At 73.6% G+C, this 26,228-nt stretch carries 23 protein-coding genes and 7 pseudogenes; 10 read left to right on the plus strand and 20 right to left on the minus strand.

All coding sequences use genetic code 11. The annotated features are described in order from the left end of the window. Positions 1-5: 5 nt before the first annotated feature. Both DA06_RS06540 and DA06_RS06545 read left to right on the plus strand, forming a co-directional pair. Positions 6-446, plus strand: a complete 441-nt coding sequence (locus DA06_RS06540; protein ID WP_418607204.1) for an NAD(P)-dependent oxidoreductase — start codon at positions 6-8, stop codon at positions 444-446. 328 nt (positions 447-774) lie between these two features. Next, entirely contained in the window at positions 775-1,560 is a 786-nt protein-coding gene (locus DA06_RS06545) for an aldo/keto reductase (protein ID WP_418607883.1), read from the plus strand. A gap of 213 nt (positions 1,561-1,773) precedes the next feature. Here the strand turns inward: DA06_RS06545 and DA06_RS06550 are convergent. After that, a pseudogene (locus DA06_RS06550) lies at positions 1,774-3,297 on the minus strand (fucose isomerase); the annotation flags it as partial. An 80-nt stretch (positions 3,298-3,377) separates the two neighbouring features. Between DA06_RS06550 and DA06_RS06555 the strand changes: the two are divergent. After that, complete coding sequence (locus DA06_RS06555) at positions 3,378-3,584, plus strand: hypothetical protein (protein ID WP_418607206.1); 207 nt, start codon at positions 3,378-3,380, stop codon at positions 3,582-3,584. A gap of 20 nt (positions 3,585-3,604) precedes the next feature. Here the strand turns inward: DA06_RS06555 and DA06_RS06560 are convergent, their stop codons facing one another. The 4 genes and pseudogenes from DA06_RS06560 to DA06_RS06575 all read right to left on the minus strand — a co-directional run bounded on the left by DA06_RS06560 (position 3,605) and on the right by DA06_RS06575 (position 6,033). Beyond that, entirely contained in the window at positions 3,605-4,300 is a 696-nt protein-coding gene (locus DA06_RS06560) for a substrate-binding domain-containing protein (protein ID WP_418607885.1), read from the minus strand. Further along, positions 4,227-4,598, minus strand: a pseudogene (locus DA06_RS06565) (LacI family DNA-binding transcriptional regulator); the annotation flags it as partial. The pseudogene DA06_RS06565 and the gene DA06_RS06560, both read right to left, overlap by 74 nt. 203 nt (positions 4,599-4,801) lie before the next feature. Next, positions 4,802-5,410 (minus strand): GNAT family N-acetyltransferase, encoded by a 609-nt coding sequence (locus tag DA06_RS06570; protein ID WP_043498427.1) that lies wholly within the window; start codon positions 5,408-5,410, stop codon positions 4,802-4,804. Next, complete coding sequence (locus DA06_RS06575) at positions 5,407-6,033, minus strand: hypothetical protein (protein WP_418607207.1); 627 nt, start codon at positions 6,031-6,033, stop codon at positions 5,407-5,409. The genes DA06_RS06570 and DA06_RS06575 overlap by 4 nt, the downstream gene beginning before the upstream one ends. Before the next feature lie 201 nt (positions 6,034-6,234). Between DA06_RS06575 and DA06_RS06580 the strand changes: the two genes are divergently transcribed. Genes DA06_RS06580 through DA06_RS06600 form a run of 5 tightly spaced genes read left to right on the plus strand, consistent with a single transcriptional unit; the run spans position 6,235 to position 11,036 of the window. Further along, the gene (locus DA06_RS06580) at positions 6,235-7,359 is read left to right on the plus strand and encodes a hypothetical protein (RefSeq protein WP_418607209.1); all 1,125 of its coding nucleotides are present in this window, start codon (positions 6,235-6,237) and stop codon (positions 7,357-7,359) included. A gap of 39 nt (positions 7,360-7,398) precedes the next feature. After that, positions 7,399-8,406, plus strand: a complete 1,008-nt coding sequence (locus DA06_RS06585; protein ID WP_043498444.1) for an extracellular solute-binding protein — start codon at positions 7,399-7,401, stop codon at positions 8,404-8,406. Beyond that, on the plus strand, positions 8,390-9,067 hold the full coding sequence (locus DA06_RS06590; RefSeq protein WP_418607210.1) for an ABC transporter permease: 678 nt from the start codon (positions 8,390-8,392) through the stop codon (positions 9,065-9,067). Before DA06_RS06585 ends, DA06_RS06590 begins: the two co-directional genes overlap by 17 nt. Further along, complete coding sequence (locus tag DA06_RS06595; protein WP_418607211.1) at positions 9,019-9,909, plus strand: ABC transporter permease; 891 nt, start codon at positions 9,019-9,021, stop codon at positions 9,907-9,909. Before DA06_RS06590 ends, DA06_RS06595 begins: the two co-directional genes overlap by 49 nt. After that, on the plus strand, positions 9,906-11,036 hold the full coding sequence (locus DA06_RS06600; protein WP_418607212.1) for an ABC transporter ATP-binding protein: 1,131 nt from the start codon (positions 9,906-9,908) through the stop codon (positions 11,034-11,036). Before DA06_RS06595 ends, DA06_RS06600 begins: the two co-directional genes overlap by 4 nt. Positions 11,037-11,187: 151 nt before the next feature. Here the strand turns inward: DA06_RS06600 and DA06_RS06605 are convergent, their stop codons facing one another. Further along, positions 11,188-12,843 (minus strand): peptidoglycan DD-metalloendopeptidase family protein, encoded by a 1,656-nt coding sequence (locus DA06_RS06605; protein ID WP_418607213.1) that lies wholly within the window; start codon positions 12,841-12,843, stop codon positions 11,188-11,190. 350 nt (positions 12,844-13,193) lie between these two features. Here DA06_RS06605 and DA06_RS06610 point away from each other — a divergent pair, with 350 nt between their 5' ends. Continuing rightward, positions 13,194-13,994, plus strand: a complete 801-nt coding sequence (locus DA06_RS06610) for an ABC transporter ATP-binding protein (protein ID WP_052436445.1) — start codon at positions 13,194-13,196, stop codon at positions 13,992-13,994. Then, a complete protein-coding gene (locus tag DA06_RS06615; RefSeq protein WP_418608492.1) occupies positions 13,991-14,653 on the plus strand; it encodes a hypothetical protein in 663 nt (220 codons plus the stop codon). Before DA06_RS06610 ends, DA06_RS06615 begins: the two co-directional genes overlap by 4 nt. 215 nt (positions 14,654-14,868) lie before the next feature. Here the strand turns inward: DA06_RS06615 and DA06_RS06620 are convergent. The 14 genes and pseudogenes from DA06_RS06620 to DA06_RS06685 all read right to left on the minus strand — a co-directional run. Beyond that, positions 14,869-14,952: pseudogene (locus tag DA06_RS06620) on the minus strand (hypothetical protein); the annotation flags it as partial. 69 nt (positions 14,953-15,021) lie between these two features. After that, positions 15,022-15,186: a TrmH family RNA methyltransferase gene (locus tag DA06_RS06625; RefSeq protein ID WP_418607215.1), complete on the minus strand. Its 165-nt coding sequence runs from the start codon at positions 15,184-15,186 to the stop codon at positions 15,022-15,024. Positions 15,187-15,406: 220 nt separating this feature from the next. After that, positions 15,407-15,937 (minus strand): annotated as a pseudogene (locus tag DA06_RS06630) (TrmH family RNA methyltransferase); the annotation flags it as partial. 35 nt (positions 15,938-15,972) lie between these two features. After that, on the minus strand, positions 15,973-16,353 hold the full coding sequence (rplT, locus tag DA06_RS06635) for a 50S ribosomal protein L20 (protein ID WP_043498458.1): 381 nt from the start codon (positions 16,351-16,353) through the stop codon (positions 15,973-15,975). A gap of 27 nt (positions 16,354-16,380) precedes the next feature. Then, positions 16,381-16,575, minus strand: coding sequence for a 50S ribosomal protein L35 (gene rpmI, locus DA06_RS06640; RefSeq protein WP_043498462.1), 195 nt, complete (start codon positions 16,573-16,575; stop codon positions 16,381-16,383). A 93-nt stretch (positions 16,576-16,668) separates the two neighbouring features. Continuing rightward, positions 16,669-17,307, minus strand: a complete 639-nt coding sequence (gene infC / locus DA06_RS06645; RefSeq protein WP_418607217.1) for a translation initiation factor IF-3 — start codon at positions 17,305-17,307, stop codon at positions 16,669-16,671. A gap of 376 nt (positions 17,308-17,683) precedes the next feature. Next, positions 17,684-19,774, minus strand: coding sequence for an NAD(+) synthase (locus DA06_RS06650; protein WP_043498465.1), 2,091 nt, complete (start codon positions 19,772-19,774; stop codon positions 17,684-17,686). 47 nt (positions 19,775-19,821) lie between these two features. Then, positions 19,822-20,652, minus strand: coding sequence for an SseB family protein (locus DA06_RS06655; protein ID WP_052436446.1), 831 nt, complete (start codon positions 20,650-20,652; stop codon positions 19,822-19,824). Continuing rightward, complete coding sequence (gene priA, locus DA06_RS06660; RefSeq protein ID WP_043498467.1) at positions 20,649-21,383, minus strand: bifunctional 1-(5-phosphoribosyl)-5-((5-phosphoribosylamino)methylideneamino)imidazole-4-carboxamide isomerase/phosphoribosylanthranilate isomerase PriA; 735 nt, start codon at positions 21,381-21,383, stop codon at positions 20,649-20,651. The genes DA06_RS06655 and priA overlap by 4 nt, the downstream gene beginning before the upstream one ends. Positions 21,384-21,396: 13 nt before the next feature. Then, positions 21,397-22,089, minus strand: a complete 693-nt coding sequence (gene hisH / locus DA06_RS06665) for an imidazole glycerol phosphate synthase subunit HisH (protein ID WP_418607220.1) — start codon at positions 22,087-22,089, stop codon at positions 21,397-21,399. Between the two features lie 773 nt (positions 22,090-22,862). Then, positions 22,863-23,462, minus strand: a pseudogene (hisB, locus tag DA06_RS06670) (imidazoleglycerol-phosphate dehydratase HisB); the annotation flags it as partial. A gap of 8 nt (positions 23,463-23,470) precedes the next feature. After that, positions 23,471-24,624: pseudogene (locus DA06_RS06675) on the minus strand (histidinol-phosphate transaminase). 384 nt (positions 24,625-25,008) lie between these two features. Then, positions 25,009-25,536, minus strand: a pseudogene (locus tag DA06_RS06680) (MFS transporter); the annotation flags it as partial. Positions 25,537-25,634: 98 nt separating this feature from the next. After that, complete coding sequence (locus tag DA06_RS06685) at positions 25,635-26,198, minus strand: rhodanese-like domain-containing protein (RefSeq protein ID WP_043498478.1); 564 nt, start codon at positions 26,196-26,198, stop codon at positions 25,635-25,637. Positions 26,199-26,228 lie beyond the last annotated feature (30 nt).

The following is a 26,228-nucleotide window of genomic DNA, read 5'->3' on the forward strand; positions in this document are numbered from 1 at the left end:
GGCCCGTGCTCGAGCCCATCGCGGAGACCCTGCACCACATGGGCGGGCCGGGCAGCGGGCACCGGATGAAGCTGGTGGGCAACCTGCTCGTCGCGTCCCAGCTGCAGGCGCTCGGCGACGCCCTCGTGCTCGCCCGGAAGGCCGAGCTCGACCTCGGCGCGGTGATCGGCGTCCTGGACGTCACCGACTTCCGCACGCCGATCTACTCGGGGGTGGGACGGCGCGTGCTGGAGGACGACTATGCCCCGGACTTCGCGCTCAAGCTGCTGGTCAAGGACCTCCACCTCATCGGCGACCTCGCCCGCGACCTGGACGTGAAGCTGCCGTCGACCGAGGCGACGACCCGGGTGGCCGAGGCGGCGCTCGACCAGGGGCTCGGCGAGGAGAACGCCTCGGCGATCATCAAGGTGGTGGCGAAAGAGGCCGGTGTCGAGCTCGCGGGCTGACCGACGCATCGCGTACCTGCGCCTCTCACTGCGAGGACGACCCGCAGAAGCAGCAGATCGCCCGGACGACCGACGGTCGTCCGGGCGATCTGTCCTGCGGATCTGCCTGGTCGTGCCATGAGTCGCCGGAGGCCTGCGGTGTTGTGCTGCTCGCCACGGCGGCGGGCGCCGTCGTCGCTGACCACGTACCTTGTCGCTGCCCCTCGAGGGCGGCGTCCGCAGCGGTCCCACCAGGCCGCCAGTCCCGCGTCCCGGCCCGGGGCGCGCACGAGAAGGAGCAGCATCCGTGTCCACGATCCCCGACATCACCCTGAACAACGGCGTGCGCATGCCGCAGCTCGGCTTCGGCGTCTACCAGGTCCCCGACGACGACACCCAGCGGGCGGTCGAGGTCGCCCTCGAGGCGGGCTACCGCAGCATCGACACCGCGGCCGTGTACGGCAACGAGCGCGGCGTCGGCCGTGCGCTGGCGGCCTCCGGCCTGCCGCGGAACGAGGTGTTCGTCACGACCAAGCTGTGGATCACCGACCTCGGGCCTACGGCCCCGTACGACGCGATCGACGCCAGCCTCGACCGGCTGGGCCTCGACGCCGTGGACCTGTACCTGATCCACTGGCCGGCCCCGTCGACCGACGCCTATCTCGACGCGTGGCAGGCGCTCGAGAGCATCGCCGCGGACGGGAAGGCACGCTCCGTCGGCGTGTCGAACTTCCTGCCCGAGCACCTCGACCGCGTCGAGGCGCTCGGCGGCACGATCCCCGCCGTCAACCAGATCGAGCTGCACCCCGCGCTGACCAACCGCGACTCCGTCGAGGCCAACCGGCGGCTCGGCATCGCGACCGAGGCGTGGAGCCCGCTTGCGCAGGGCGCGGTGCTCGGTGAGCCCGCCGTCACCGCGGCCGCAGCGGCCCACGGCGTCTCCGCCGCACAGATCGTGCTGCGCTGGCACCTGCAGCACGGCAACGTCGTGATCCCCAAGTCGGTGACACCCGCCCGCATCGCGACGAACCTCGACGTGCTCGCCTTCGAGCTCGACCCCTCGGAGATGACCGCGATCGACGCCATCGACCGCGGCGCCCGCACGGGCCCGCACCCCGCGACCTTCCACGGCTGACTGACCGCGCGGGGCCCGCGCGCGAACGAGATCTCGCGCGCGGGGCCCTGCCCTCCTACCTCCCCCGCCGCGGTCAGCTCTGCGTCGTCCCCCCGCACCGGAGAGCGCGACGTCGCCGCAGAGGTGGACGTGGACGCCGAGGCGTTCGAACATGGCGGCCTTGGCGGTGAGTGCCTTGTCGGCGGTGGTCGCGTCGGGGGCGTAGACGAGCTGGGCGTGGTTGGCCTTGTGGCGGGCCATGAACTGGTCGCGGGTGACGCCGTCGATCACGACGTGCGCGATCGGCCACTCGGGGTTGGTGGCCTCCTTGCGGCGGCGGGTCTCCTCCTCGGGGAGCTCGACGACGCGGCCGCGGCCCAGGTCGACGTGGAGCTCGCCGTCCTCGATGTAGACGCGCGACCAGACGATCTCGCCGGGCCGGGACACCCCGTTGATGGTCGCGCCCCCGGCGGGGAAGAAGACGTGGCCCTGGCGCCAGCCCTCGGCGCCGGCGTAGCCGCCGACGAGGTGCGAGGCGGGCACGGAGCCGGAGATCTCGTAGACCCAGACGTACTCGCCGTCGTAGTCCTCGCCCCAGCGCACGTCGTGCAGGGTGTTGGCGGGGTCGAGCCCCATGGCGGTCCAGATGCGGTTGGTGACCAGGGCGTCGACGGCGACCCCTTCGTCGACCTCGTTGAAGTGCGGCAGCGCCTGCCCCTCGTACAGGACGCGGGCGCCGTCGCGGCTGGTCACCGGCGGGCGGGCGACGTTGTTGAGCAGGCCCTCGACGAGGTCGGAGGCGGGGGAGAGGTTCTTCAGGCCCTGCTGGTACTGGATGCCGACGGCGTCGAGGCCGAAGTCGTCGCTGATGCGCACGGCGGCGACGTACATCTTGTACTGCCAGCGCAGCTGGTCCTCGGTCAGCTCGGTGGCCGGGTCGGTGCCGAGGCGGAACGTCATGCCGGCGTCGGTGAGCCAGCGGCCCACGGCGTCGGCCTCCTCGTCGGTGACGGTCTGCATCTGGGCCCACAGCTCGGACTGGGAGAGGCGTTCCTTGTAGATGCCGACGGCGTTGAGCAGCTCGTCGTCGATGATGGCGTTGTACATGCCCATGCAGCCCTCGTCGAAGACGCCGATGATCGCCTTGTCGTCGAGGAGCTGGTCGGCCAGCGCCCGGCCGAGCTCGGTCTCGGCGCTCTCGGGCAGGGTGGGCAGCGCGCGCACGTGGGAGGTGTCGTGGGTGACGGTGCCGGTCCGCAGCCAGGTGCGCAGGTTCTCGCGGAACCACTCGTCGGTGCCGTCGACGGTCCACAGCGTCGAGTACCCGATCCCGGCCTTGGTGAGGGAGCCGTTGAGGTTGAGCAGGCCCACCAGCCCGGGCCAGGCGGGCTCGAAGTTGGCCAGGGTCAGGATGGGGCCGGCGTGGGAGCGCAGCCCGGCCAGGACGTGGTGGGAGTACTGCCAGTTCGCGATCGCCACGATCAGGGGCGCCTCGCGCGGGACGTTCCGGAACACCTCCAGGCCCATCCGCTGGCTCGAGACGAAGCCGTGCCCGGTGACCGGGTCCGGGTCGAACGCGCGCACGGCGTCCCAGCCGGCGGCACGGACCTGCTCGGTCACCAGCTTCTCGAGCTCGACCTGCAGCGGCCAGGCGGCGACGTTGGCCGGCTCGCGCAGGTCGCCGCTGGTGACGACGTACACGGTGCGCGGCGGGGCGACCCTCGGCTCGGGCAGGGCAGGCAGGGTGTAGGCGGTCATGGGCTCCTCAGATCTTCTTCTGGTGGTCGGCCAGCGCGTGCACCACGTCACAGCTGGCGGGGGTAGAGGTCGGGATACAGGTGAAGGAGGTCGTCGCAGCAGGGTCGATATCGACGGACTCGCGCCACCAGATCCCGCCGTCGATCCCACGTGACCCGCGCCTGGCGGTCGAGGCGGTGCGCGTGGGTGGCGGGGCGCAGGATCCCGCCGTCGAGGGTCGGCGGCACTCCCATGCTGCTCGGGGTCCCGCTGTTCACACCGAGGACCGCGCTCGTCGTGGCATGTGACGAACCCTGGCAGAAATCGATTACTGACGCAAGCGGCCGACGCCGCCGGCCGTGCCGTCGCCGGCCCCCTGGACCAGCCGGCGGGCGGGCTCGCTGCTCCCGGCGATCCGCTCCAGAAGGAGCCGCGCTGCCGTGAGCCCCATCTCCCGGGGGCCGAGCGGGTGAACGGTGAGATTGTCGTGGGCCGAGGTGGCGAACGGCAGCTCGCCGATCACGGAGACCCCCATGCCGCTGAGCTCGTCGCGGGCCTCCGCGACCAGCTGCAGCACACCGACGCCCACGAGGTTGTTGGTGGCGACCACGGCGTCGGGCGGCTGCGGGAGCGAGAGCAAGGACGCCATGGCGTCCCGTCCGCCGTCCACCCGGAAGTTCGCGTGGACGAGCAGATCGTCGTCCGCCGGGAGCCCGGCGGCGTCGAGGGCGTCCCGCCATCCGGTCGCGCGCTCGCCGGCCGTCGGCGTCGTCGCCGGGCCGGTCACGCAGGCGATCCGGGTGTAGCCGGCGCGGACGAGCTCCTCGGTGGCCGTGCGTCCGAGCGCGTGGTTGTCGAACAGGACGTGGTCGACGTCCGCCCCCGGCCTCGCGGTCGACCACGACGATCGCGGTCCCGCGCCCGGTGAGCCGCTCGAGGTCGGGGTGCTGGTCGGCGGGCGCGAGGATGACGCCGGCCATGTTCTCGCTGTCGACGATCCGCAGGTACCGAGCCTCCTTCTCAGGGTCGTCGTCGGTGTTGCACAGCACCACGGACAGTCCGGCCCGCTGGGCGGCGTCCTCCACGCCGCGCGCCAGCGAGGTGAAGAACGGGTTCTCGATGTCCGGGAGGATGAGCGCGATGACCTCGCTGTGGCGGCGACGCAGCGAGCGGGCGGTGCGGTTGGGGGAGTACTGGAGCTCCTCGGCCGCACGGAGGACGGCCTCGGTCAGATCGGCGCGGACCGTCTTGCCGTTCAGGACGCGGGAGACGGTCGCCGTGGACACTCCCGCCCGCGCCGCCACGTCGACGATGCTGGTCATGTCGCTCCTTCGCCCGGCTCCGGCCCGGGGCGCGTGCCGGAGCGCGGCTGGCCGCCCCGCTCGTCGCGGCACCCGGTGCTGCCGAACCTGACCGGTCTGAAATCGTTTCCCCACTGTACCCGCACGGCAGCTCGGTCGACCACGGCCGTGCCGCGGAAGGAGCCTTCCGGTACGGCCTGGGGCCTGGGGCCTGCGGCCTGCGGTCAGCCCCTCGCCGCGCGCACCATGAACCAGTTCGGGACGCCCAGGACGGTTGTGCGGCCGGCCACCTCGTAACCGGATCGCCGGTAGAAGGTGACGTTCCGGGGCTTGTCGGTCTCGAGGTAGCCCGTCGCGCCGGCGTCGTCGAGCCGCCGGCACTGGTGGGCGAGCAGGGCGGTGCCGATGCCCTGCCCCTGCAGACGGGCGTCGACGGCGACGGGACCGAGGTGGACGTGGGGAGACCCGGGGTCGTGGCGGTACCAGGCGCGGGTCCAGGAGAGCACTCTGGCGGCCGCGGCGGGACCGAGGCGGGCGAGCGCGGGCAGCATGCGGAGACGCTCCGCCGCACCGAGCCGGCACGTGCCGGGCGGTGCCGCCCCGCACACCCCGACCAGGACCTCGTCCCGGAAGGCGCCGGTGAGCAGGAGGTCGGCGGAGGCGCCGAACAGACCGGCGACCAGGTGGGAGTGCCGCGCCAGCCGCCGGTGCTCGTCCCGCCCGTACGCCGCCACGTGCAGCGGGTTGTCCCGCATGCCGCGGGCGACGACGTCGACCGCGGCGGGGACCTCTTCCGGCCGGAGCGGCCGCACCCGGACCGCACGTCCGCTCATGCGCCCGCCGTCCCTTCCGCCGTCGTCGCCGTGCCGGGCTGCCACCGGAGCCGGTAGACCCTGAGGAAGCCGACGAACGCGGCGACCGCTGCCACCACGTTGAACCCCATGCGGGTACGCCAGTGCCAGGTCTGGAACTCGTGCGCCACCTGCGTCAGGTACTCCGGTGAGTGGGCGGCCAGGCCCTCGACGAACATGATCTCGTTCCGCGGCCAGAAGTAGGCCATGGAGGCGAGGCCCTCACCGAGGATCGCCACGACGCTGAGCACGATCCACCAGCGCACCTGCCGCTCCCGCCAGGTCAGGAGCAGCGCGGCCGCGCCCAGCACCCACGTGACGAAACCGAGCGGTGGGAAGAAGTCGGAGGGCCCGGCCACCGCCAGGAACTCCATGGCCAGCGCGAGCGAGTCCGGCGGGTCGGCGAAGATGTTCGGGTACACCATGAAGGTCTCCAGGACGATCGCCCCGAAGAGGATCATCAGGACCCACGCGTAGGCGAGGGTCACCAGGTGCGCCAGCCTCTGCCGCCCCGTCCTCGGGTCGGCGGCCCGGCTGGCATCCGTACGCCGGACGGTGGCCCCCGCGTGGGCGGGTGGAGGACTGTTCGGGGTCTGGTGAGTCATGCCGACGACGTTAGGAGCCGCCCCGGGCCCGTCACATCGGCCGGGCGGCGACTCGTGCGGCTGCCGCCCGGCGACCGCCGGTGTCGCCCACGGTCGACACAGGGGACGTCTCGCGGCGTCGTCGGTTCCGCCCCTGGACGGATGTGCCGGCGCGACGGCGGCCCGTACCGTCGTCCCCACCGTGAGACGACTGGAGGCGGCATGCGCGGGACGGCGGCGATCGTGGGTGGCGGCATCGCGGGGCTGGCCACGGCACGCGCGCTCCTCGGAGCCGGCTGGGACGTCACGGTCCGGGAGACGGCGGCCGGGCCATGGCACCACCTCCCCCTCGGCGACCTCGCCGAGCTGGGACGTGCCCGCCGCGCCGTCCCCACGACCCCGGACGGGCCGGCCGGCGAGACCGGCCCCCCAGGCCCTGCCCGCCGACGCCGGAGCTGGCGCACCGTCGAGACGTCGATCCTGCTTCGCGCGATCGCCGTCGTGATCATCTGCGGCTCGCACGCGGACCTGTTCCGGCTCCTGGGCGGGGCGCACACCCTGCTGGCGGTTGCCGGCTTCAACGCCGCCCGCTTCGGCCTGTCGGTGCCGACGGCACGCGGCCGGTGGCGGGCGAGCGCCCGGATGCTGATCGGCGTCGCCGTCCCCACGACGGCGGTTGCTCTCGTCGGCATGGTGACGCAGGACCGCTACGGGTGGGCGAACGTCGCGCTCGCCAACTGGCTGGTCGGTGACGTCACCTACGGGTTCCGCAACGAGCTGTGGTTCGTCGACGCGCTCGTCGCCAGCACGCTGACCCTCACCGCCGTCCTCTCGGTGCCGGTGGCCGGCCGCATCTGGCGGCGTGACCCGTGGCGCGTCGCGGCGGCGCTCGCCGTCCTCGCCCTCGTGCCGCGCTTCCTGATCCTGCACCTGGGGGAGGGCGTGCTGCGGGGGATCATGCCGACCACCTTCTGGCTCTTCGCGGTCGGCGCCGCCGTGGCGCACGCCGACACCGGCCGGCGGCGCCTCCTCACCCTTGCCGTCGCCGTCGTCGGCGGGGCGACGTACTTCCCCGACGACCCGGTGCGCAACGTCACGGTTCTCGCGTGCATCGCAGCCCTGACGCTGCTGCCGGAGGTACGCGTCCCGGCGCTGGCCGTACCTCTCGTCAGCCTGCTCGCCTCCGCTTCCCTGTACGTCTACCTCGTCCAGTTCCAGATCCTCGGCCTCGTACCCTCCGCCCTCGGCGCGACCGTTCTCGCGATCGCGACAGGCTGCCTGCTCTGGCGTGCGGCCGACCGGCCGGTGCGGCGACTGCAGGACCTCGTCCCTCCACCGACCCGATGAAACGGAAGACTCTCGTGCCACAGCACCGCCGCCCCCCTCCTGGCCGCCCTCCTCACCCTGCCCCTGGCACTGTCCGCCTGTGCCGGCAGCGACGCGGAGGACGAGTTCGACGCGCAGCCCGGTGCGCTGCAGGTCTACTCCTCCCAGCACCGCAACGTCACCGAGGCCTGGGCCGAGGCGTTCACGGCGGCCACCGGCATCGAGACCCAGGTGCGCGAGGGCCAGGACTCCTCCATGGGGCACATGATCGTCGAGGAGGGCGAGGAGTCGCCCGCCGACGTGTTTCTCACCGAGAACTCCCCGGCGATGACGGTGGTCGAGCGCGCCGGACTTCTTTCACCGGTGGACGAGGAGACGCGGGCGCAGGTCGGCGAGGGGATGGCCCCCTCCTCCGGGCTGTGGACGGCGATCGCCGCCCGCTCGACGGTGCTCGTCTACAACACCGACGAGATCAGCGAGGACGAGCTGCCCTCCTCCCTCATGGACCTCGCCGGCCCGGAGTGGGCCGGCCGGTGGGGCGCGGCACCCGGCGGCGCGGACTTCCAGGCCATCGTGGCGGGCATGCTCGCCGACCGGGGCGAGGACGAGACCAGCGCCTGGCTGGAGGCGCTGGCCGACAACGCCGAGGTGTACCAGAACAACATCGCCACGATGCAGGCCGTCAACGCCGGCGAGGTGCCGGTCGGGATCATGTACCACTACTACTGGTACCGCGACCAGGCGGGCGACAAGGAGGGCAGCGCGAACACGTCGCTGCACTACTTCGGCAACCAGGACCCGGGCGCGTTCGTGAGCCTCTCGGCCGGGGGCGTGCTGACCTCCTCCGACATGCCCGATGAGGCCCAGCAGTTCCTCGCGTACGTCACCAGCCCGGAGGGGCAGCAGGTGCTGGTCGACAGCGGGTCGATGGAGTACGCGGTCGGCACCGGCGTCGAGTCGGACCCCGCACTGCCGACGCTGGAGAGCCTCGAGGCCCCGCCCGTCGACCCGTTCACCCTCAACTCCGACGAGGTCCTCTCGCTGATGACCGATGCCGGCATCCTCTAGGGCACGAGGCGCCGCCCTGGCCGCCGCCCTGGTGGCCGGGATCACCGTCCTGCCTCTGCTCGTCGTCCTGCCCGACGCGCTCTCCGCGGGACCCGCGCGCGCTGCCGCGTACCTGTTCCGTCCACGCGTCGGCGAACTGCTGACCCACACGGGGCTGCTCGTCATCGTCACCGTGCCGGCCACGGTGGTGGTGGGCACCTTAGCCGCCTGGCTGGTGGAGCGCACCGCCCTCCCCTGGGCCGGGTTGTGGCGCGCCCTGCTCCTGGCTCCGCTGGCAGTCCCGGCGTTCGTCAGCGCCTACGCCTGGATCACCGTGGCGCCGTGGCTCACCGGCTTCGCCGGGGCCGCCCTGGTCACCATCCTGGCGTACTACCCGTTCGTCTTCCTGCCGGTGGCCGCGGTGCTGCGCACGCTCGACCCCGCCGACGAGGAGGTGGCGCGCTCCCTCGGCCTCTCACCGACCGGTGCCGTCGTCCGCACCGTCCTGCCACGCCTACGGCCGGCACTCAGCGGCGGCGCCCTGCTGGTGGCGCTGCACCTCCTCGCCGAGTACGGCGTGCTGGAGATGATGCGGTTCCAGACCTTCACCACCGCGATCATGCAGCAGTACGCGTGGGGTTCAGCGACACCTCCGGCAGTCTCCTCGCCTCGGTGCTCCTGACGCTGTGCCTGCTCGCGCTCCTGGTCGAGCTGGTCGCCCGGGGCCGGCGCCGGGTCGCCAGGGTGGGGGCCGGCGCCCAGCGCCGCGCCCGCCCCGTCTCCCTGGGCGCCTGGACCGCGCCGGCACTGGTCTTCCTCGGCGCGGTCGTCACCCTGTCCGTCGCCGTCCCAGTCGCCACCGTCGCGCGCTGGCTGGTGAGCGCCCCCACGGCCGGCGGCCTGGACTCTGACCTGCTGACGGTCACCCTCAGCACGCTGGGGCTGGCGGTCCTGGGCGCCCTCGCGGCCACCGCGGCAGCTCTGCCGGGGGCCTGGTTGCTCGACCGGCACCGCTCGGGGCTGACCCTGCTGCTCGAGCGCGCCACCTTCCTCGCCAGCGCCCTGCCCGGCGTCGTCGTCGGACTCGCCCTGGTGACCCTGTCCGTGCGGTGGGCGATGCCGGTGTACCAGACGGTCGGGATCACCGTCGTGGCCTACGCCATCCTGTTCCTGCCGCGCGCGATGGTCTCGCTGCGCGCCGGGCTCGCCGTCTCGTCGCCGGAGCTCTCCGAGGCCGCGCGGTCGCTGGGACTGCGCGGGCCTGCGACCCTGCTCCGGGTCGTGCTGCCGCTCATGGCGCCGTCGGTGCTCACCGGGCTCGTCCTCGTGGCCCTGGCGGTCAGCACCGAGCTGACCGCCACCCTCCTGCTCGCCCCGACCGGGACCGACACCCTCGCCCTGTCGTTCTGGCGCGAGGCCAGCGAGCTCGACTACGCCGCGGCAGCCCCGTACGCGGCCGTGATGATCGCCCTGTCCCTACCGCTGACGGTGCTGCTGCGGCGGCAGATCCTGGAGGAACGATGAGCGAGCTGAGAGTGCGGGCCGTGACGGCCGGATACGGCCGGGAAGCCGTGCTCGAGAATGTCGACCTCACCGTGCCGGAAGGGAGGACGACGGCGGTGCTCGGCGGGTCGGGCAGCGGCAAGACCACACTGCTGAGGGTCGTCGCCGGCTTCCTGCGCCCGCGAGCGGGTGAGGTCCTCGTGGGAGGGCGAACCGTCGCGGGTCCTGGAACGTGGGTGCCGCCCGAACGGCGCGGGGTGGGTTACGTGCGCCAGGAAGGCGGTCTGTTCCCGCACCTGTCGGTCGCCGGCAACATCACCTTCGGCCTGCCCTGGCCACGGTCTCGGCACAGGGACCGGGTGCTCGAGCTGCTCGACCTCGTCGGCCTTCCCGCCGAGATGGCCGACCGGCGCCCCGACCAGCTCTCCGGCGGCCAGCAGCAGCGCGTGGCACTCGCCCGCGCCCTCGCCCCACGCCCCGAGCTCGTGCTCCTCGACGAGCCCTTCTCCTCGCTCGACACCGCACTGCGCGCCACCACCCGGGAGGCGACCGCCCGGGCGTTGCGGGCCAGCGGCGCCACCGCCGTGCTCGTCACCCACGACCAGGGCGAGGCCCTGTCGTTCGCCGACGAGGTCGCGATCCTCGGAACGGGCGCAATCCGGCAGGTAGCTCCCCCCAAGGTCGTCTACGGCGAGCCGGTCGACGCCGAGGTGGCGGAGTTCCTCGGCGACGCCGTGCTGGTCCCCGGAACGGCGACCGACGGGCGGGTGCTCTGCGCGTTCGGCGCGCTGCCGGCGCGGGGCTACGTTCCCCGTGGCGCCGTGGACGTCATGCTCCGCCCCGAGCAGATCGCTCTGACACCCGCCGGCGCCGGCCAGCTTGACGCCACCGTCCGCCGTGTCACGTACTTCGGTCACGATGCCGTGGTGGAGCTGTCGCTCACCGACGCCGTAGAGGCCGGGTACGGGGTCCGGGCCCGCGTCGTCGGGCTGCAGCCTCCGGAGCCCGGGGACCGGGTGGGGCTGACGGTCGTAGGACCGGTCCGCGCGTTCCCCGGCGACCGGTCGTCTCCACGCGACCTCGCCCGGCCGGGGGCGAGCCTCGATGCCCAGGTGGTCAGGAGCGTGGTGGTCGGCAGCGGTTCATGACTCCAGCACCTCGGTCGCAGGCCGGCCGGACCGACCAAGTGCCGGGTCGGCCGCGCTGACGGTGAGCTTGTCGCGGTGACCGTTGGGCCCCGGCCGGTCGGCCCCGGACCGAGCCCCTCCCCAGGGGTCGTGCCACGAGCTGCGAGGACGCTCAGAACCGGTAGACGCCGAGGGAGTCGGTCCCGTCACCGTTCCAGTCGCCGACGTAGACCTCGTCGGTGACTCGCCCGTAGACGACGCGCACGTCGGCGGCGCCTGCGGCAATGGTGTTCTTGATGTGGTACTCGGAGCGGCGGCGCACCGCGAGGGTGTCGTCGCCGTCGCCGTCCCAGTCGCCCACGAGGACGTCGTCCCCTGGCCGTCCGTAGACGACGACCTGGTCGGCCCGGCCGCCCGTGACGGAGTTCTTCACGTGGTACTCGGAGCGGCGGCGCACCGCGAGGGTGTCGTCGCCGTCGCCGTCGAAGTCACCCACCATCACCGCGTCCCCTGCCCTGCCGTAGGCAACGACCGCGTCGGCCACTCCGGAGCTGACCGAGTTCTTGAGGTGGTACACGTTGCCGCGGCGCACGGCGAACGTGTCGACCCCGTCGCCGTCCCAGTCCCCCACCACCACGGCGTCCCCGGGCCGGCCGTAGTGGATCACCCGGTCCGGGCCCCCCGGCGAGTTGCTGTCACGGACGTGGAAGGCCCGGCCGCGGCGGTAGGCGAGCGTGTCCACGCCGTCGCCGTCCCAGTCCCCGACGAAGAACTCGTCGTACTCCTCGCCGTAGTCGAAGACGGTGTCGGCCTGGGAGGTGAACGTGTTCGCCAGGAAGAACCCGTGGTCGACGCCACGCTCGGCACCGGGCTCGAGCCGGACGTTCGCGCGGGGAACCCATCCCGTCCTGGATCCTGCCGTGACCTGGTACCAGCCGCCGGAGAGCGCGGTGACGTCGTCAAGGGCGGTACCGGCGGCGAGTGCGGCCACAGCGGCGCCCGACGGTGCGTCGCGCAGCGCGGTCTCGGCGGTGAGGCGTGCGGCCGGCAGCCCGAGCTTCGTCGGCGAGACGTTGTTCGCGTGCGCCCACCCGGAGACGCCGGACGCACGCACCGGCAGGAAGCTGTTCGTCCTGGTCCCGGGCGAGGAGGTCAGCACCGTGTGGTGCGGCACCGTCCTCACCACACGGGAGCCGCTCGAGGCGGAGGCGTGGATGTTCGTGGCGCCCACGGCGTAGTAGGTGCAGCTCGACGGGAGCTGGCGCGGTACCACCCTCGTCGCGTGCGCGGCCAGGTCGATGCCGTTCTGCCGGAACCAGACGAGCGGGTCCACCCGCGTGCCCGAGCCGTAGGCCCCCAGCCAGATCTCCAGGTGCAGGTGCGGCGCGGTGGACACGCCGGAGGAGCCGACCTCCGCGATCTTCTGCCCCCGCCGCACGGTCTGGCCCACCCGGACGAACTCGTCCGCGTCCCACATGTGCGAGTAGCTGGCCTGCACGGTCCGGCCGCCGACGCTGTGCTCGACGACGAGCCACTGCCCGGCCGACGCGTTCGCCTGGGCACGGACGACCCTCCCGTCGGCGATCGCGTACAGGGGTGCCCCGTCCGCCGCTCCCAGATCCTGGCCGCCGTGGAACGTCGAGGCGTGGATGACCGGCAGGCAGCGCGGGCCGTAGTAGGAGGTCAGCGCGTAGCCGCCCGAGTCGAGGGGCCCGCTCAGCCCGCCCCCGGACGGCGGTGCGGCTGCGGCGGCCCCACCCGGGGCCAGCGAGGCAAGAGCGAGGGCGCCCACGCCCACGGCTCGGACGAACGAACGACGGACCGGCATGGTCACACCCCCGTGGACGGCGCCCCGGCGGGGACGCGCGGATGCCGGAAGCGTACCGGCGGTTCGGATGCCGGTCGCGAACGCCGGGCGTTCGTCCGTGCGACACAATCGAGGCCATGGGCAGGCACAGCGGCGAGCTCCCCGACGACAGCGCGGGGACGAGCGACGGCGACCGCACGGGCAGGCGGACCCACGGCCGGCGGACCGACGGCCGGCGGTCTGCAGGCGGCCGGCTGGCCGGCCGGTGGTTCACGGCCGGCACGACGGCGACGGGCGGGCCGGCGGGAGGTGAGGTCACCGCGGGCGACCCGGTGGACACGGCCGTGGAGGCGCTGGAGGCAGGCACCCGGATCGTCCGTCCCGCAGACTTCGCCCCGGTCACCGACGCCATCGTGACCGCACGCGGCCTGAGCAAGGTCTACGGCTCGGGCAACACCAGAGTCCGGGCGCTCGACGGCGTGGACGTCGACCTCGCGCGCGGGGAGCTGACGGCGGTCATGGGCCCGTCGGGGTCCGGGAAGTCGACCCTGATGCACTGCCTGGCCGGTCTCGACTCCCCGAGCGAAGGGTCGATCGTCGTCGACGGCGTGGAGATCTCGCGGATGAGCCAGCGCCAGCTCACCAAGCTCCGCCGGACCCGCATCGGCTTCGTCTTCCAGGCGTACAACCTCGTCCCGACGCTGACCGCCGCGGAGAACATCACCCTGCCGATGGACATCGCCCGACGTCCGGTCGACCGCGAGCGCTTCGACACCATCGTCCGCACCCTCGAGCTGACGGACCGGCTCCACCACCGCCCGACCGAGCTCTCGGGCGGGCAGCAGCAGCGGGTGGCGTGCGCCCGTGCGCTGATCGCCGCACCGTCCGTCGTGTTCGCCGACGAGCCGACCGGCAACCTCGACTCCACCGCCGCCGCCGAGGTCCTCGGGTTCCTGCGCACCAGCGTGGACCACCTGGGCCAGTCCGTCGTCATGGTCACGCACGAGCCGACGGCGGCCGCGTACGCCCACCGCGTCCTCTTCCTGGCGGACGGCCGCCTCGAGGCGGAGCTGCGCGACCCCGACGCCGACTCCATCCTCGACGCGCTGCGCGAGCTGGGTGCCGCCCGGGAGGAACGCCGCGACCTCGCCCCCGCCACGGCCCGCCGATGATCCGGGTAGCCGTCCGGGAGATCCGCGCGCACCTGGTGCGGTTCGTCCTCAGCGTGCTCGCCGTGACGCTCGGCATCGCGTTCGTCACGGGCACCTTCTCGCTGCGCGCCCTCCTCTCCGACACCTTCAGCTCGATCATCGCCTCGACCACGCAGGGCGACCTGTACGTGCGCGGGCCGGTCGCCACGGCGGAGGAGAACGGCGAGGCCGGAGTCCCGGCACCAGGGAGCGACCAGGCCACGCCGTCGGAACTGCCGACCGCGCCCGACCAGGCCATGCCGTCGGACCTGCCGACCACGCCCGACCAGGCGGCGCCGTCGGATGCTCCGTCGGTCCCCGGCCAGGCCGCGCCGTCGGACGCTCCGTCGGTCCCCGGCCAGGCCACGCCGCCGGGCGCGCCACCAGCTCGGCGTTGCGCTGGTCGGACCCCTGGGCGAAGGCCGCCGCGACCTCGGGCGGGCGACCGTGCGCGAGGTGCCGGGCGAGCAGGCGCGACCGGCGCGCCTCGTCGTCGACGTCCACGTACCACGTCTCGTCGAGCAGGCGGCGCAGGAGCCGCCAGGGCTCGGTGGGCAGCAGCAGGTAGTTGCCCTCCGTCAGGACCACGGGGGGAGCTCGCCGCGACGGGCACGGCGCTGCCGATGGGTTCCTCGAGGTGACGGTCGAACAGCGGCGCGTAGACCGTGGGAGAGCCGTGCCGCTGCACGCGGACGCGGCGCACGAGGGCGACGTACCCCTCGGCGTCGAAGGTGTCCGGCGCGCCCTTGCGGTCCGCGCGGCCGAGCCTCTCGAGCTCGGCCTGGTCGAGGTGGTAACCGTCCATCCCGACCACGGCGGTCGCGGTACCGGCGTCCTGCAGCGCAGTCGCGAGCAGCGCCGTCAGCGTCGACTTCCCCGCTCCCGGGGCCCCGACGACGCCGACGAGCGCCCGGCCACGGCGGTCCGTGCCCCCCCGCACGCCGCACCTGCCGGACGCGCTCGACCAGGGCCGTCAGGTCGTCCGGCCCGGCGTGCAGGATGGCCTGGTTCATGCGCGGCGCTGGACCCGGGCGGAGGCGTACAGGCACACCGTGGCGGCGGTCGCCAGGTTGAGCGACTCGGCGAGGCCGTGGATCGGCACCCGGACGGCGGCGTCGCACAGGGCGTGCTCGTCCTCGGCGAGACCGTGCGCCTCGTTGCCGAACACCCACACGGTCGGGCCGGTGAGGTCCGGCGCGACAAGGGCGGTGGCGGCGAGCTCGTCCGGGTCCGCCGGGAGCCCCGCCAGCTCCGCACGGTCCAGCAGGTCGTCGAGGTCCCACTCCCCCGCGCCGTCGGCGGCCAGGACGACGGGCCGGGACGTGCCCCGCAGACGCGAGGACGGACGGCAGGTCGTGGCCCGTCAGCACCGGGAGGTGGAAGAGCGATCCCGCGGTGGAGCGCACCACCTTGGGGTTGAGCAGCTCCACGCTGCCGGCGGCGAGGACGACGGCGTCGGCCCCGGCGGCGTCGGCGGCACGGATCACCGCGCCGGCGTTCCCGGGGTCGGCCACCCGGGCGAGGACGGCGACGAGGCGGGGACCGGCGCCGTCGTGGAGGGCGGCGAGGTCGGCCAGGGCGGGCGTCGTCGTCGGGCCCTGCTCGTCCAGGACCGCGAGGACACCCTGGGCGTCCGGGCTCATGGCGCGGAGCACCTCGTCCGTGCCGACGTGCAGGAACCGGCCGCCGTCCCGGGCTGCCTGGACGATCTCCGGGTAACGCGTCGCGGCGTCGGCGGTGAGGTAGACGTCGCGCACCTGGGAGGGCACGTGCCGCACAGCCTCACGCACGCCCTGGGGGCCCTCGACGAGGAACTGGTGGTGGCGCGAACGCGCCGAGCGCCCGGACAGCCGGCTGACCCGTCGGACCCGCTCGGCGCGGGGGTTGGTCAGCTCGGTGTCCGGGCGCTCGGTCATGTCGGTCATCCTGCCGTCTCGCGGCAGGTGCGCACCGGTCCTGCTCAGGCGGCCGGGGCGTTGACGTCCGCCGGCAGGGCCTCGCGGGCGGTGGCGACGAGCGCGCTGAAGGCGGCGGGCTCGGTCACGGCCAGCTCGGCGAGCATGCGGCGGTCCACCTCGACGCCAGCGGCCTTGAGGCCCTGGACGAAGCGGTTGTAGGTCATGCCCTCCGCGCGGACCGCAGCGTTGATGCGCTGGATCCACAGCCGCCGGAAGTCACCCTTGCGGGCGCGGCGGTCGCGGTAGGAGTAGGTCATCGAGTGGGTGACCTGCTCCTTGGCCTTGCGGTACAGGCGCGAGCGCTGGCCGCGGTAGCCGCTGGCGCGCTCGAGGGTCGTACGGCGCTTCTTCTGGGCGTTGACCGCCCGCTTGACGCGTGCCACGTCAATCTCCTAACAGTTGGGCGGCGGTTACTTGCCGAGCAGCTTCTTGATCTTCTTGACGTCGGACGGGGCGACCGCCTGGTCGACGGCGAGGCGGCGGGTCCGCCTGCTCGACTTGTGCTCGAGCAGGTGGCGCTTGTTGGCCTGCTCCCGCATCAGCTTGCCGCTGCCGGTGACCCGGAAGCGCTTCTTGGCACCGGAGTGCGTCTTGTTCTTCGGCATGTTCGTCCCTCGTCAGTCCGCACCGCCGATCGGCGCGGATGTGTCCTGCCCGGGACCAGTCGGTCCAGGGCGTCCTTCACGTGTCTCGGCCGCCTAGGAGGCGGTCTCGCTCTGGGCGGTCTCGCTCTGGGCGGCCTCGTTCTGCGCGGCCTCGCCGCCGGCGCCGTCTCCGGCCGCCTGCTCGGACTGGCCGGACGGGCGCCGCGCGGCCCGCTCCGCGTCGCGCTTGCGGCGCTGCTCGCTCTTGGCCTCGGCCTTCTTGCGGTGCGGGCCGATCACCATGGTCATGTTGCGGCCGTCGAGGCGCGGGGCCGACTCCACCGAGCCGAGCTCCGCGACGTCGTCCGCCAGCCGCTGCAGCAGGCGCATCCCCATCTCCGGGCGGGACTGCTCGCGGCCGCGGAACATGATCATGACCTTGACCTTGTCGCCGCCCTTGAGGAAGCGCTCGACGTGGCCCTTCTTGGTCTCGTAGTCGTGCGCATCGATCTTCAGGCGGAAACGGATCTCCTTGAGAACCGTGTTGGCCTGGTTGCGACGGGCGTCGCGCGCCTTCATCGCGGACTCGTACTTGAACTTCCCGTAGTCCATGAGCTTGGCCACGGGTGGGCGCGCGTCGGGGGCGACCTCGACCAGGTCCAGGTCCGCCTCCTTCGCCAGGCGCAGGGCGTCCTCGACCCGGACCACGCCGACCTGCTCGCCGCCAGGCCCGACCAGCCTGACCTCAGGCACGCGGATCCGCTCGTTGATGCGGGGCTCGCTGATGCTGTGCTCCTCTACGTCGTCTGTCTCGCGACCGCCGTAGAACGAAGAAGGCCTCCGTCGTGCGGTCGCACGCGGAGGCCTCGAGGTCTGTGCCGTGCACGGGACGCCGAGGCGTCCCTGACGGGCACTGCCGAGGGCGAACCTCGGCGACCAGGACCCGGCCCCTGTCCGCCTTCCCGGCGGTTCGAGACCAAGGTGGGAGAATCTCCGCTTGCGCACCAGGGACTGCTCCCTGGTCGGTCAGTTCACAAGGCTACCACGGAGGGTCCGGCACACCCGGCCGGCCTCTCGTGGTCCCCGCCACAGGACCGGCAGACGGGGGTGCGGTGCCGGAGCCCCGGGCTCAGGCCTCGGCCCGGGGCCGGACCTCGACCCGCGCGGGCAGCGCCCGCTCCAGCTCCTCCAGCCACACGTGCGCCTTGCTGTCCGACGGCGCCCGCCACTCCCCGCGCGGCGAGAGCGCGCCGCCGGCCATGACCTTCGGGCCGTTGGGCAGCGCGGAGCGCTTGAACTGGCTGAAGCCGAAGAACCGCTTGACGAACACCTCGAGCCAGCGGCGGACCTCCTCGAGGTCGTAGGCGAAGTGCGCGTCCTCCGGGAACCCCGGGGGCCACTCCCCCGCCTCGGCGTCGCGCCAGGCGTGGTGGGCGAGGAACGCGATCTTGCTCGGCCGGAAGCCGTGGCGCAGCACGTAGAACAGCGTGAAGTCGTGGAGGTTGTACGGCCCGATGGAGGCCTCGGTGCTCTGGACCTCCTCGTCCTCGCCGGCCGGCACGAGCTCTGGGCTGATCTTGGTGTCGAGCACCGCCTGCAGGACCTTCGCGGCACGCTCGTCCACCTCGCCGGACGAGATGACCCACCGGACGAGGTGCTGGATGAGCGTCTTGGGCACGCCGGTGTTCACGGCGTAGTGGGACATCTGGTCGCCCACCCCGTAGGTGCACCAGCCCAGGGCCATCTCCGAGAGGTCGCCGGTGCCGACGACGATTCCGCCGGCCGCGTTCGCGAGCCGGAAGAGGTAGTCGGTCCGCAGTCCCGCCTGCACGTTCTCGAAGGTGACGTCGTAGACGGGCTCGCCCTGGGCGAAGGGGTGCCCCATCTTCTCGAGCATCTCCTTGGCGGCGGGGCGGATGTCGATCTCCTCGAACGTGATTCCCAGCGCCTCGGCGAGGGCGTAGGCGTTGGACTTCGTGCGCTCGCTGGTCGCGAAGCCGGGGAGGGTGTAGCCGAGGATGTCGGTGCGCGGGCGCCCGAGGCGGTCCATGGCGCGGGCCGCGACGAGGAGCGCGTGGGTGGAGTCGAGGCCGCCGGAGACCCCGATGACGAGCTTCGGCTCGCCGATGTAGGCCATCCGCTGCTCGAGTGCGGAGACCTGGATGTTGAACGCCTCGTAGCAGTCCTGGGCGAGGCGGGCCGGGTCGTCGGGCACGAACGGGAAACGGTCCACCTGGCGGCGCAGCCCGATGTCCTCGCGCGTCGGCCGCAGCGCGAACCGCACCGCCCGGAAGGAGTCCGCGCGGGCGGCGTGGGTCCGGCGGTTGTCGTCGAACGTGCCCATGCGCAGCCGCTCCTGGCGGAGCAGGTCCAGGTCGACGTCGGCGACCGAGCGCCGCGGCCCGTCCGGGAAGCGGTCGGACTCGTCGAGCAGGACGCCGTTCTCGTAGATCATCGTCTGCCCGTCCCACGACAGGTCGTTGCTCGACTCCCCCTGCCCCGCCGCGGCGTAGACGTAGGCCGCGAGGCACCGCGAGGAGGCGGACCGGCACAGCAGGTGGCGGTCCTCCGCGCGGCCGACGGTGATGGGGCTGCCCGAGAGGTTGACCAGCACCGTCGCACCGGCGAGCGCGGCCTCGGCGCTCGGCGGGACGGGGACCCACATGTCCTCGCACACCTCGACGTGGACCACCATCCCGGGCACGTCGGCCGCCTCGAAGAGAAGGTCGGAGCCGAAGGGCACGGGGCGGTCGCCGAGGGTGAGGACCTGCCCGCGCACGTCGTCGCCCGGCGCGAAGTGCCGGCGCTCGTAGAACTCCCGGTACGTCGGCACGAGGGACTTCGGGACGACGCCGAGCACCTCGCCGCGGTGGATGACGACGGCGGTGTTGTACAGGCGGTTGCGGTGGCGCAGCGGCGCCCCGACCACGAGCACCGGAAGCAGGTCGGCGGACGCCAGCGCCACCGTGGCGATCGCCTCCTCGACGCCGTCGAGCACGGCGTCCTGCAGGAAGAGGTCCTCGGCGCTGTAGCCGGAGAGGCACAGCTCGGGGAAGACGGCGAGGCCCACGCCCTCGTCGTGGCAGGCGCCCGCCTGGTCGAGGACCGCCTCGGCGTTGCGCCGGGGATCGGCGAGGGAGACCGGGATCGTCACCGCGGCGGTCCGGAGGAAGCCGTGCTCGTACGCGGAGTGGAAGCTGGTGGTGCTCGCGGAGGTCATGGGCCCGAGTCTGGCAGGGGCGGGCGGTGGGGGCGCTCGTCGGGACCTCAGGCGACCTGGGTGGGCGCCAGCTCGAGGGAGTCGACGCGCTCGCGGAGCACCGGGTGCTCCGAGAGCGCGCGGCTCGTGCGGGCGACGACGTCGCGCAGCTGGTCCTGGCCGAGCCCGGCGCGCACGGCCACCACCACGCGCAGCTCGGCGGTGCTGCCGCGCTCGAGCCGGACGCCGAGGAGCTCGGTGATGCCGCGCAGGGCCTCCACCGCCACACCGGGCAGCTCGGGGTCCGCCCAGGACGGCGTCCACGGCTGCTGCTGGGCGAGCGCCCACACGGCCGGGCGGGGCACCAGGACGGTGACGTCGTTCCCGGGGTCGAGCACGAGGAGGGAGTCGCTCTCCTGGACCGCGGACAGCGCGGCGCGCGTGGCCTCGACCGGCACGGGGCGCGAGCCGGCGTTCCACGTCTGCATGGCCGCGACGGAGGAGAAGACCGGCAGGGCGGAGCGTCCGTCCCGGGTGCGTACGGACACCATGGCGGCGGACGCCATGGCGTCGCCGCTGCGGTCCCCGGACCGGAACTTCTCGGCAGCGTGGGGGGCGACGTTGCCGTCGGCGTCGGTGCCGGGGTGCTCGTGCGCGACGACCGGCACGATGACCCGGCCCGTGCGCATGGCCTCGACGACGGCGACCACGCGCTCGCCGTCGTCCTCGCGGGCGAGGGCGTCCGCCATGGCGGGCTGGACCGCGCCGTCGTCGCCGGAGAAGGGGTTCGGCCTCAGCATCCGGCCCGCCCAGGGCTGGCCGGCGGAGTCGGTGAGCGGAAGGCCGTGGCCGTGGCCCTCGTGAGGCCCGTGGCCGTGGCTGCCGGGACGGACGCTCACGGCCGTCCTGCGACGTCGAGCGCCTCGGAGAGGGTGAACGCGCCCGCGTAGAGAGCCTTGCCGACGATGGCGCCCTCGAGCCCGGCCTCGGTGAGGGTGCGCAGCGCCTCGATGTCACCGAGATTCGCGACCCCGCCAGAGGCGACGACGGGCGCCTTCGTCCGCGAGCAGACCTGCCGCAGCAGCTCGAGGTTGGGGCCACGCAGGGTGCCGTCCTTCGTCACGTCGGTGACGACGTAGCGGGCGCAGCCGTCCGCCTCGAGGCGGTCGAGCACCTCCCACAGGTCCCCGCCCTCCTTGGTCCAGCCGCGCGCGGCGAGGGTGGTGCCGCGCACGTCCAGGCCGACGGCGACCCGGTCGCCGTGGCGGGCGATGACCTTCGAGGTCCACTCCGGGTTCTCCAGCGCGGCGGTGCCGAGGTTGACCCGCCGGGCGCCGGAGTCGAGCGCCCGCTCGAGGGACGCGTCGTCGCGGATGCCGCCGGAGAGCTCCACCTGCACGTCGAGCTCACCGACGATGCGGGCGAGCAGATCGTGGTTCGAGCCCCGCCCGAACGCGGCGTCGAGGTCCACGAGGTGGATCCACTCGGCGCCCTCCTCGACCCACGCGGCGGCGGCCTCGGCCGGGTCGCCGTAGGCGGTCTCGGAACCGGCCTCGCCCTGGAAGAGGCGGACGGCCTGCCCCTCCACGACGTCGACGGCGGGCAGCAGCTCCAGGCGGGGTGCGCTCATGTGTCTCTCTTTCTCAGCGGCCCAGGGAGGTGACCCAGTTGCGCAGCAGCTGCGCGCCTGCGTCGCCGGACTTCTCGGGGTGGAACTGGGTGGCGCTCAGCGCGCCGTTCTCGACGGCGGCCACGAACGGCACGCCGTGCTCCGCCCAGGTGACCAGCGGCGGCGCGAGCGGGCTGTCGCCGCCCAGCTCCGCCGCGGGATCGGTCTGCACCGCGTAGGAGTGGACGAAGTAGAACCGCTCGTCGCCGACGCCGTCGAACAGCACGGAGCCCTCGGGGGCGCGGACCGGGGACCAGCCCATGTGCGGCACGACCGGCGCGTCGAGCTTCGTGACCTCGCCCGGCCACTGGTCCAGACCCGGTGTGCGCACGCCGTGCTCGTCGCCGGCGGTGAACATCACCTGCAGGCCGACGCAGATCCCGAGCACGGGCCGGCCGCCCGCGAGGCGGCGCTCGATGAGCTGGTCCCCGCGCACCGCGCGCAGCTGTTCCATGACGGCGGCGAAGGCGCCGACGCCGGGCACGACGAGACCGTCGGCCTCGGCGACCGCCCCGGGGTCGGCCGTCAGCTCGACGTCCGCCCCGACCCGTTCCAGCGCCCGGACGGCGGAGCGGACGTTCCCCGAGCCGTAGTCCAGGACGACGACGCGGGCGCTCACGGCTTCCTCCGGCGCAGGCCGCGCCCGAACATCCGGGCGGCCTTCCACCGCGGCAGCGTGCCGGAGCGCTGGTGTCCCTTGACCTGGTCCGGGCGGGTCCGGCCCAGGATGAGGTCCTCGATCACCTGGTCGGCACCGGCCAGGACGAGACCGGCGGGCACGTCCCCCTCCGGCTCGCCGGAGGTGTACCGCCTGGCGCTGATCTGCCCGGACAGGCCGGACTCGATGCCGACGTCGGTCGCGAGGTCGGCCACGAGGAGCACCACGCCCGCCCGGGAGAGCCGCGAGAGGTTCTTCGCGACGTCCTCCGCCTCCGGCGGGAACCCTCCGTCCTCGCCGCCGAGCAGCTGGGAGATGTCCCAGTCGTCGGAGGGCGCCCTGGCCGCGATCTCGAGGGCGGCGACCGCCCCCGAGGAGGACGGCACGACGTCGACGTCGATCCCGGCCATCGCGCACAGCCCCGCCAGGGCCGGGGCGGAGGCGACCGGGGTCAGGACCAGGGCGAGCTTGGCCGGCACGCCGGCGGCGGCCGCGGGGGCAGGGGCGTCGAGGTCGGCGGAGGCGGCGTCGTCGGAGGCGGGGGCCGGCCCGGAGGCCCCGGCGTCGCCGCCATCCCCACCGCCCGCCTGCGCGGCGCCCGCGTCGGCCGCGCCGGCGCCTGCGTCGTTGTGGGCGGTGGCGTCGCCCTCTGCGACGGGCCGGCCTGCCGGGTCCTCCGACGTCACGGGCACCTCGTCGAGGGCGCGCAGCATCCGCTCGACGTCCTCCGCGGTCAACGGGGTGTCGTCGCCGCGTGGGTCACCGGGAGTGGTCACAGCGCCCCCCTTCGTGGACGGCACGCCCTCGACGCGCGGGTCGAGGGCGACGGCGGCCCGCAGCGCGCGGGCGAGGGCCTTGAACTGCGCCTCGACGATGTGGTGCGGGTCGCGGCCGGCCAGCACACGCACGTGCAGGCAGATGTTCGCGTGGTGCGCGATCGACTCCAGCACGTGCCGGGTCAGCGAACCGGTGAAGTGGCCGCCGATGAGGTGGTACTCCTGCCCCGCCGGCTCGCCGGAGTGCACCAGGTAGGGCCGGCCGGAGACGTCGACGACCGCCTGCGCGAGCGCCTCGTCCAGCGGCACGAGAGCGTCGCCGAAGCGCGCGATGCCCTTCTTGTCGCCGAGCGCCTGGCGCAGCGCCTCGCCCAGGCAGATGGCGACGTCCTCGACGGTGTGGTGGGCGTCGATGTGGGTGTCCCCGGTCGCCCGGACGGTGAGGTCGACGAGCGAGTGCTTGCCCAGCGCGGTGAGCATGTGGTCGTAGAACGGCACCGACGTGGAGATGTCCGTCCGCCCCGTCCCGTCGAGGTCGAGCTCGACGACGACGTCGGACTCCGACGTCGTCCGCGTCACGCGCGCGGTCCGTGTTCGGGTGAGCACCTGCTCGGTCACCAGCCCAGCACCTCCTCCAGGGCCGCCCTGAAGGCGGCCGTCTCCTGCGGCGTCCCCACGGACACCCGCAACCAGCCCTCGGGCCCGACCTCACGGATCAGGACGCCGCGCTCCAGCAGACCATTCCACACCTCGTGGCGGTCGGGGAAAAGTCCGAAGAGGACGAAGTTGGCGTCGGACTCCGCGACCTCGAGCCCGTGCCCCCCGCAGCCAGTCCACCAGAGCGTCGCGCTCGGCGCGCAGCGAGGCTACCTGGCTCATGAGCTCGTCCCTGTGGCTCAGCGCGGCGAGCGCCGCCGCCTGGGTGACCGCCGAGAGGTGGTAGGGCAGGCGCACGACGCGCAGGTGGTCCACCAGGCGCGGCGCCGCCGCCAGGTACCCGAGCCGCAGGCCCGCCATGCCGAAGGCCTTCGACATCGTCCGCGACACGGCGAGGTGCGGGTACCGCTCGAGCAGCGTGAGCGCGCTGGGGACCCCGTCGCGGCGGAACTCCCCGTAGGCCTCGTCCACGACGACGACGGCGGCCGTGGGGGGCGCCGTCGTCCGTCACCGGACCGGCCGTGGCGGCGGCCTCGCAGATCGCCTCGACCGTCTCCAGCGGCAGGGCCGTGCCGGTCGGGTTGTTCGGGCTCGCGAGGAGGACCACGGCGGGTCGGTGCTTCGCGATCTGCTCGCGCACGTGCCCGAGATCGAGGGTGAAGTCCTCCTCGCGGCGGCCGGCGACCCACTCGGTGAGGGTGTCGCGGGCGTACTCCGGGTACATCGAGTACGTCGGGGCGAAGGAGAGGACCTTCCGCCCCGGCCCGCCGAACGCCTGCAGCAGGTGCAGCATGACCTCGTTGGACCCGTTCGCCGCCCAGATCTGCTCCGCCGCGACGCGGACCGCGGACTCGACGCGCAGGTACTCCGCGAGCTCGGCACGCAGCTCGAGGAAGTCACGGTCCGGGTAGCGGTTGAGCCCGTGCGCGGCCTTGGCCACCGCGTCCGCGATGTCCGCGACGACCGCCTCCGACGGCGGGTACGGGTTCTCGTTGACGTTGAGCAGGACCGGCACGTCCAGCTGCGGTGCGCCGTAGGGCTCGAGCCCCTCGAGCCCGGGGCGCAGCGGCAGACGGACGTCCGCGGTGGGGGTCTCTGCGGGGGTGGTCACGGAGGGAAGTCTAGGCCGCGCCGTGCCGGCCCCCGCCCGTGCGTCCGGCCGGGGAGACGGCGCACCCGTGCCCGGACCGGCTGTGGGTGGGCCGGGAAAGGGTGGACCCGTTCGTGAGAGCGTGGAGGGGCCGAGGAGAGGGAGCACGATGACCGAGAACGCAGCCGCGACCACGGCGGACCCGTCAGCAGGGGACCCGGGCCGGCCGGACGGGACCGCGGGCGGCGGGACCGCGGGCGACGCGAGCGCCACCGGCCGCGGGCGCGGCGTCGAGCGCCTGGCGGAGAAGCAGAGGGTCGGGCCGCAGACCGGCCTGCAGCAGGACGCGCCGAGCACCATGCCGGCGCCCGAGATGAGGAACGGGCCGGCCTCCACGGGGAGGCTGACGGCCTCGGCCAGGGCCGCGCCCGGCACGACCATGTTCGGGCCGGCGACGGCTCCGACGGTCACCGCCCACACCACCAGGGAGAGGTCCCGGCCGCGGTGCTCGGGACGTGCCAGGTCGGTGGCGGCGAACCGAGCCTGCAGGTTCACCGCCGAGGCCACGCCGACCAGGAAAGCGCCGAGGAGGAGCAGCGGGAACAGCCGCCAGGCGGTCGCGCCGACGATGAGGGCGGTCCCCAGGGTCGCCGCCGCCAGGCCGGTGGTGAGGGCGGTGCGCCTTCCGCGGCGCACCGCCAGTGTCGAGAGCGGCACCGCCAGCAGTGCGGGCGCCAGCGTCAGCGCAGTGGTCGTCGTGCCGGCGAACGCCTCGTTCCCGGACAGGTCGACGGCGAGGATCGAGCCGAGCGCCAGGGTCGACCCGTTGCCCAGAGCGCTGAAGATCTGCGCGACCGCCATCGTCCGGACGGTGCGGCGCTGGACCACGTCCAGGTCCGGGCGGTGGTCGGGCAGTGCGGCGTGGTGGGCCATCAGGCTGAACCTCGGGTAGTGAGAAGGAGGAGCCGCCCCGCGGGGGGACGGGGCGGCTCCGGCCGGGTACCGCCGCACCAGGGTGGCAGAGGCGTTCCTCAGGCGGTGGGAGTGTCCGGCCTGAGCTGTGCGATCGCGTCGGCCGGGTCCAGCGACGCCCCGCGGTTGTACGGGAGCTTCGACAGTGCCGCGCCCATCGCGCAGGTGTTGGTCAGCGAGGCGAACGTGAGGCCCCCGCCGAGGCCGGCGGCGAGCCACTTCGCGCCCGGGGCGCGCACGCTGGCGAGGATGCTGCCGAGCACCACCGTGCCGGCCACGAGCCGGACCTGGCGCTCGAGGTCCCACTTCTGCTTCCCGCGCCGGACCTCCCCGCCGGAGGCCTGCCAGGCCTGCATGCCGCCGTCGAGGAGGTGAAGGTTCGGGAGCCCGGCAGTCGCCAGGGCCTCCTTCGCCTGGGTGGCCCGCTGGCCCGAGCGGCAGACGAGGACGACGTCCTCGTCGAGGTGCCGCGCGATCTCCTCGCGGTGCTCCTTGAGCGTGTCCAGCGGAACGTTGTACGCCCCGGGGATGTGGACCGTCTCGAACTCGGCCGGGGTGCGGACGTCGACCAGGCGCGGGGGGCGCCGCCGAGCTGAGTCGCTCGGCGAGAGCGTCGGGGCCAAGCACGGTCTGGCCTGTCGTCCTGTCAGTGT

Origin of the sequence: Georgenia sp. SUBG003 (genome assembly GCF_000715355.2) — a bacterium.
GTDB lineage: Bacteria > Actinomycetota > Actinomycetes > Actinomycetales > Actinomycetaceae > Georgenia.

Bases quoted from the DNA above. Each gene is read 5' to 3' on its own strand.
- DA06_RS06545 (WP_418607883.1), top strand. From the start codon at position 775: ATGCCGCAGCTCGGCTTCGGCGTCTACCAGGTCCCCGACGACGACACC.
- DA06_RS06570 (WP_043498427.1), bottom strand. From the start codon at position 5,410: ATGAGCGGACGTGCGGTCCGGGTGCGGCCGCTCCGGCCGGAAGAGGTC.
- DA06_RS06575 (WP_418607207.1), bottom strand. From the start codon at position 6,033: ATGACTCACCAGACCCCGAACAGTCCTCCACCCGCCCACGCGGGGGCC.
- DA06_RS06580 (WP_418607209.1), top strand. From the start codon at position 6,235: ATGCGCGGGACGGCGGCGATCGTGGGTGGCGGCATCGCGGGGCTGGCC.
- DA06_RS06590 (WP_418607210.1), top strand. From the start codon at position 8,390: ATGCCGGCATCCTCTAGGGCACGAGGCGCCGCCCTGGCCGCCGCCCTG.
- DA06_RS06600 (WP_418607212.1), top strand. From the start codon at position 9,906: ATGAGCGAGCTGAGAGTGCGGGCCGTGACGGCCGGATACGGCCGGGAA.
- DA06_RS06605 (WP_418607213.1), bottom strand. From the start codon at position 12,843: ATGCCGGTCCGTCGTTCGTTCGTCCGAGCCGTGGGCGTGGGCGCCCTC.
- DA06_RS06615 (WP_418608492.1), top strand. From the start codon at position 13,991: ATGATCCGGGTAGCCGTCCGGGAGATCCGCGCGCACCTGGTGCGGTTC.
- rpmI (WP_043498462.1), bottom strand. From the start codon at position 16,575: ATGCCGAAGAACAAGACGCACTCCGGTGCCAAGAAGCGCTTCCGGGTC.
- DA06_RS06650 (WP_043498465.1), bottom strand. From the start codon at position 19,774: ATGACCTCCGCGAGCACCACCAGCTTCCACTCCGCGTACGAGCACGGC.
- priA (WP_043498467.1), bottom strand. From the start codon at position 21,383: ATGAGCGCACCCCGCCTGGAGCTGCTGCCCGCCGTCGACGTCGTGGAG.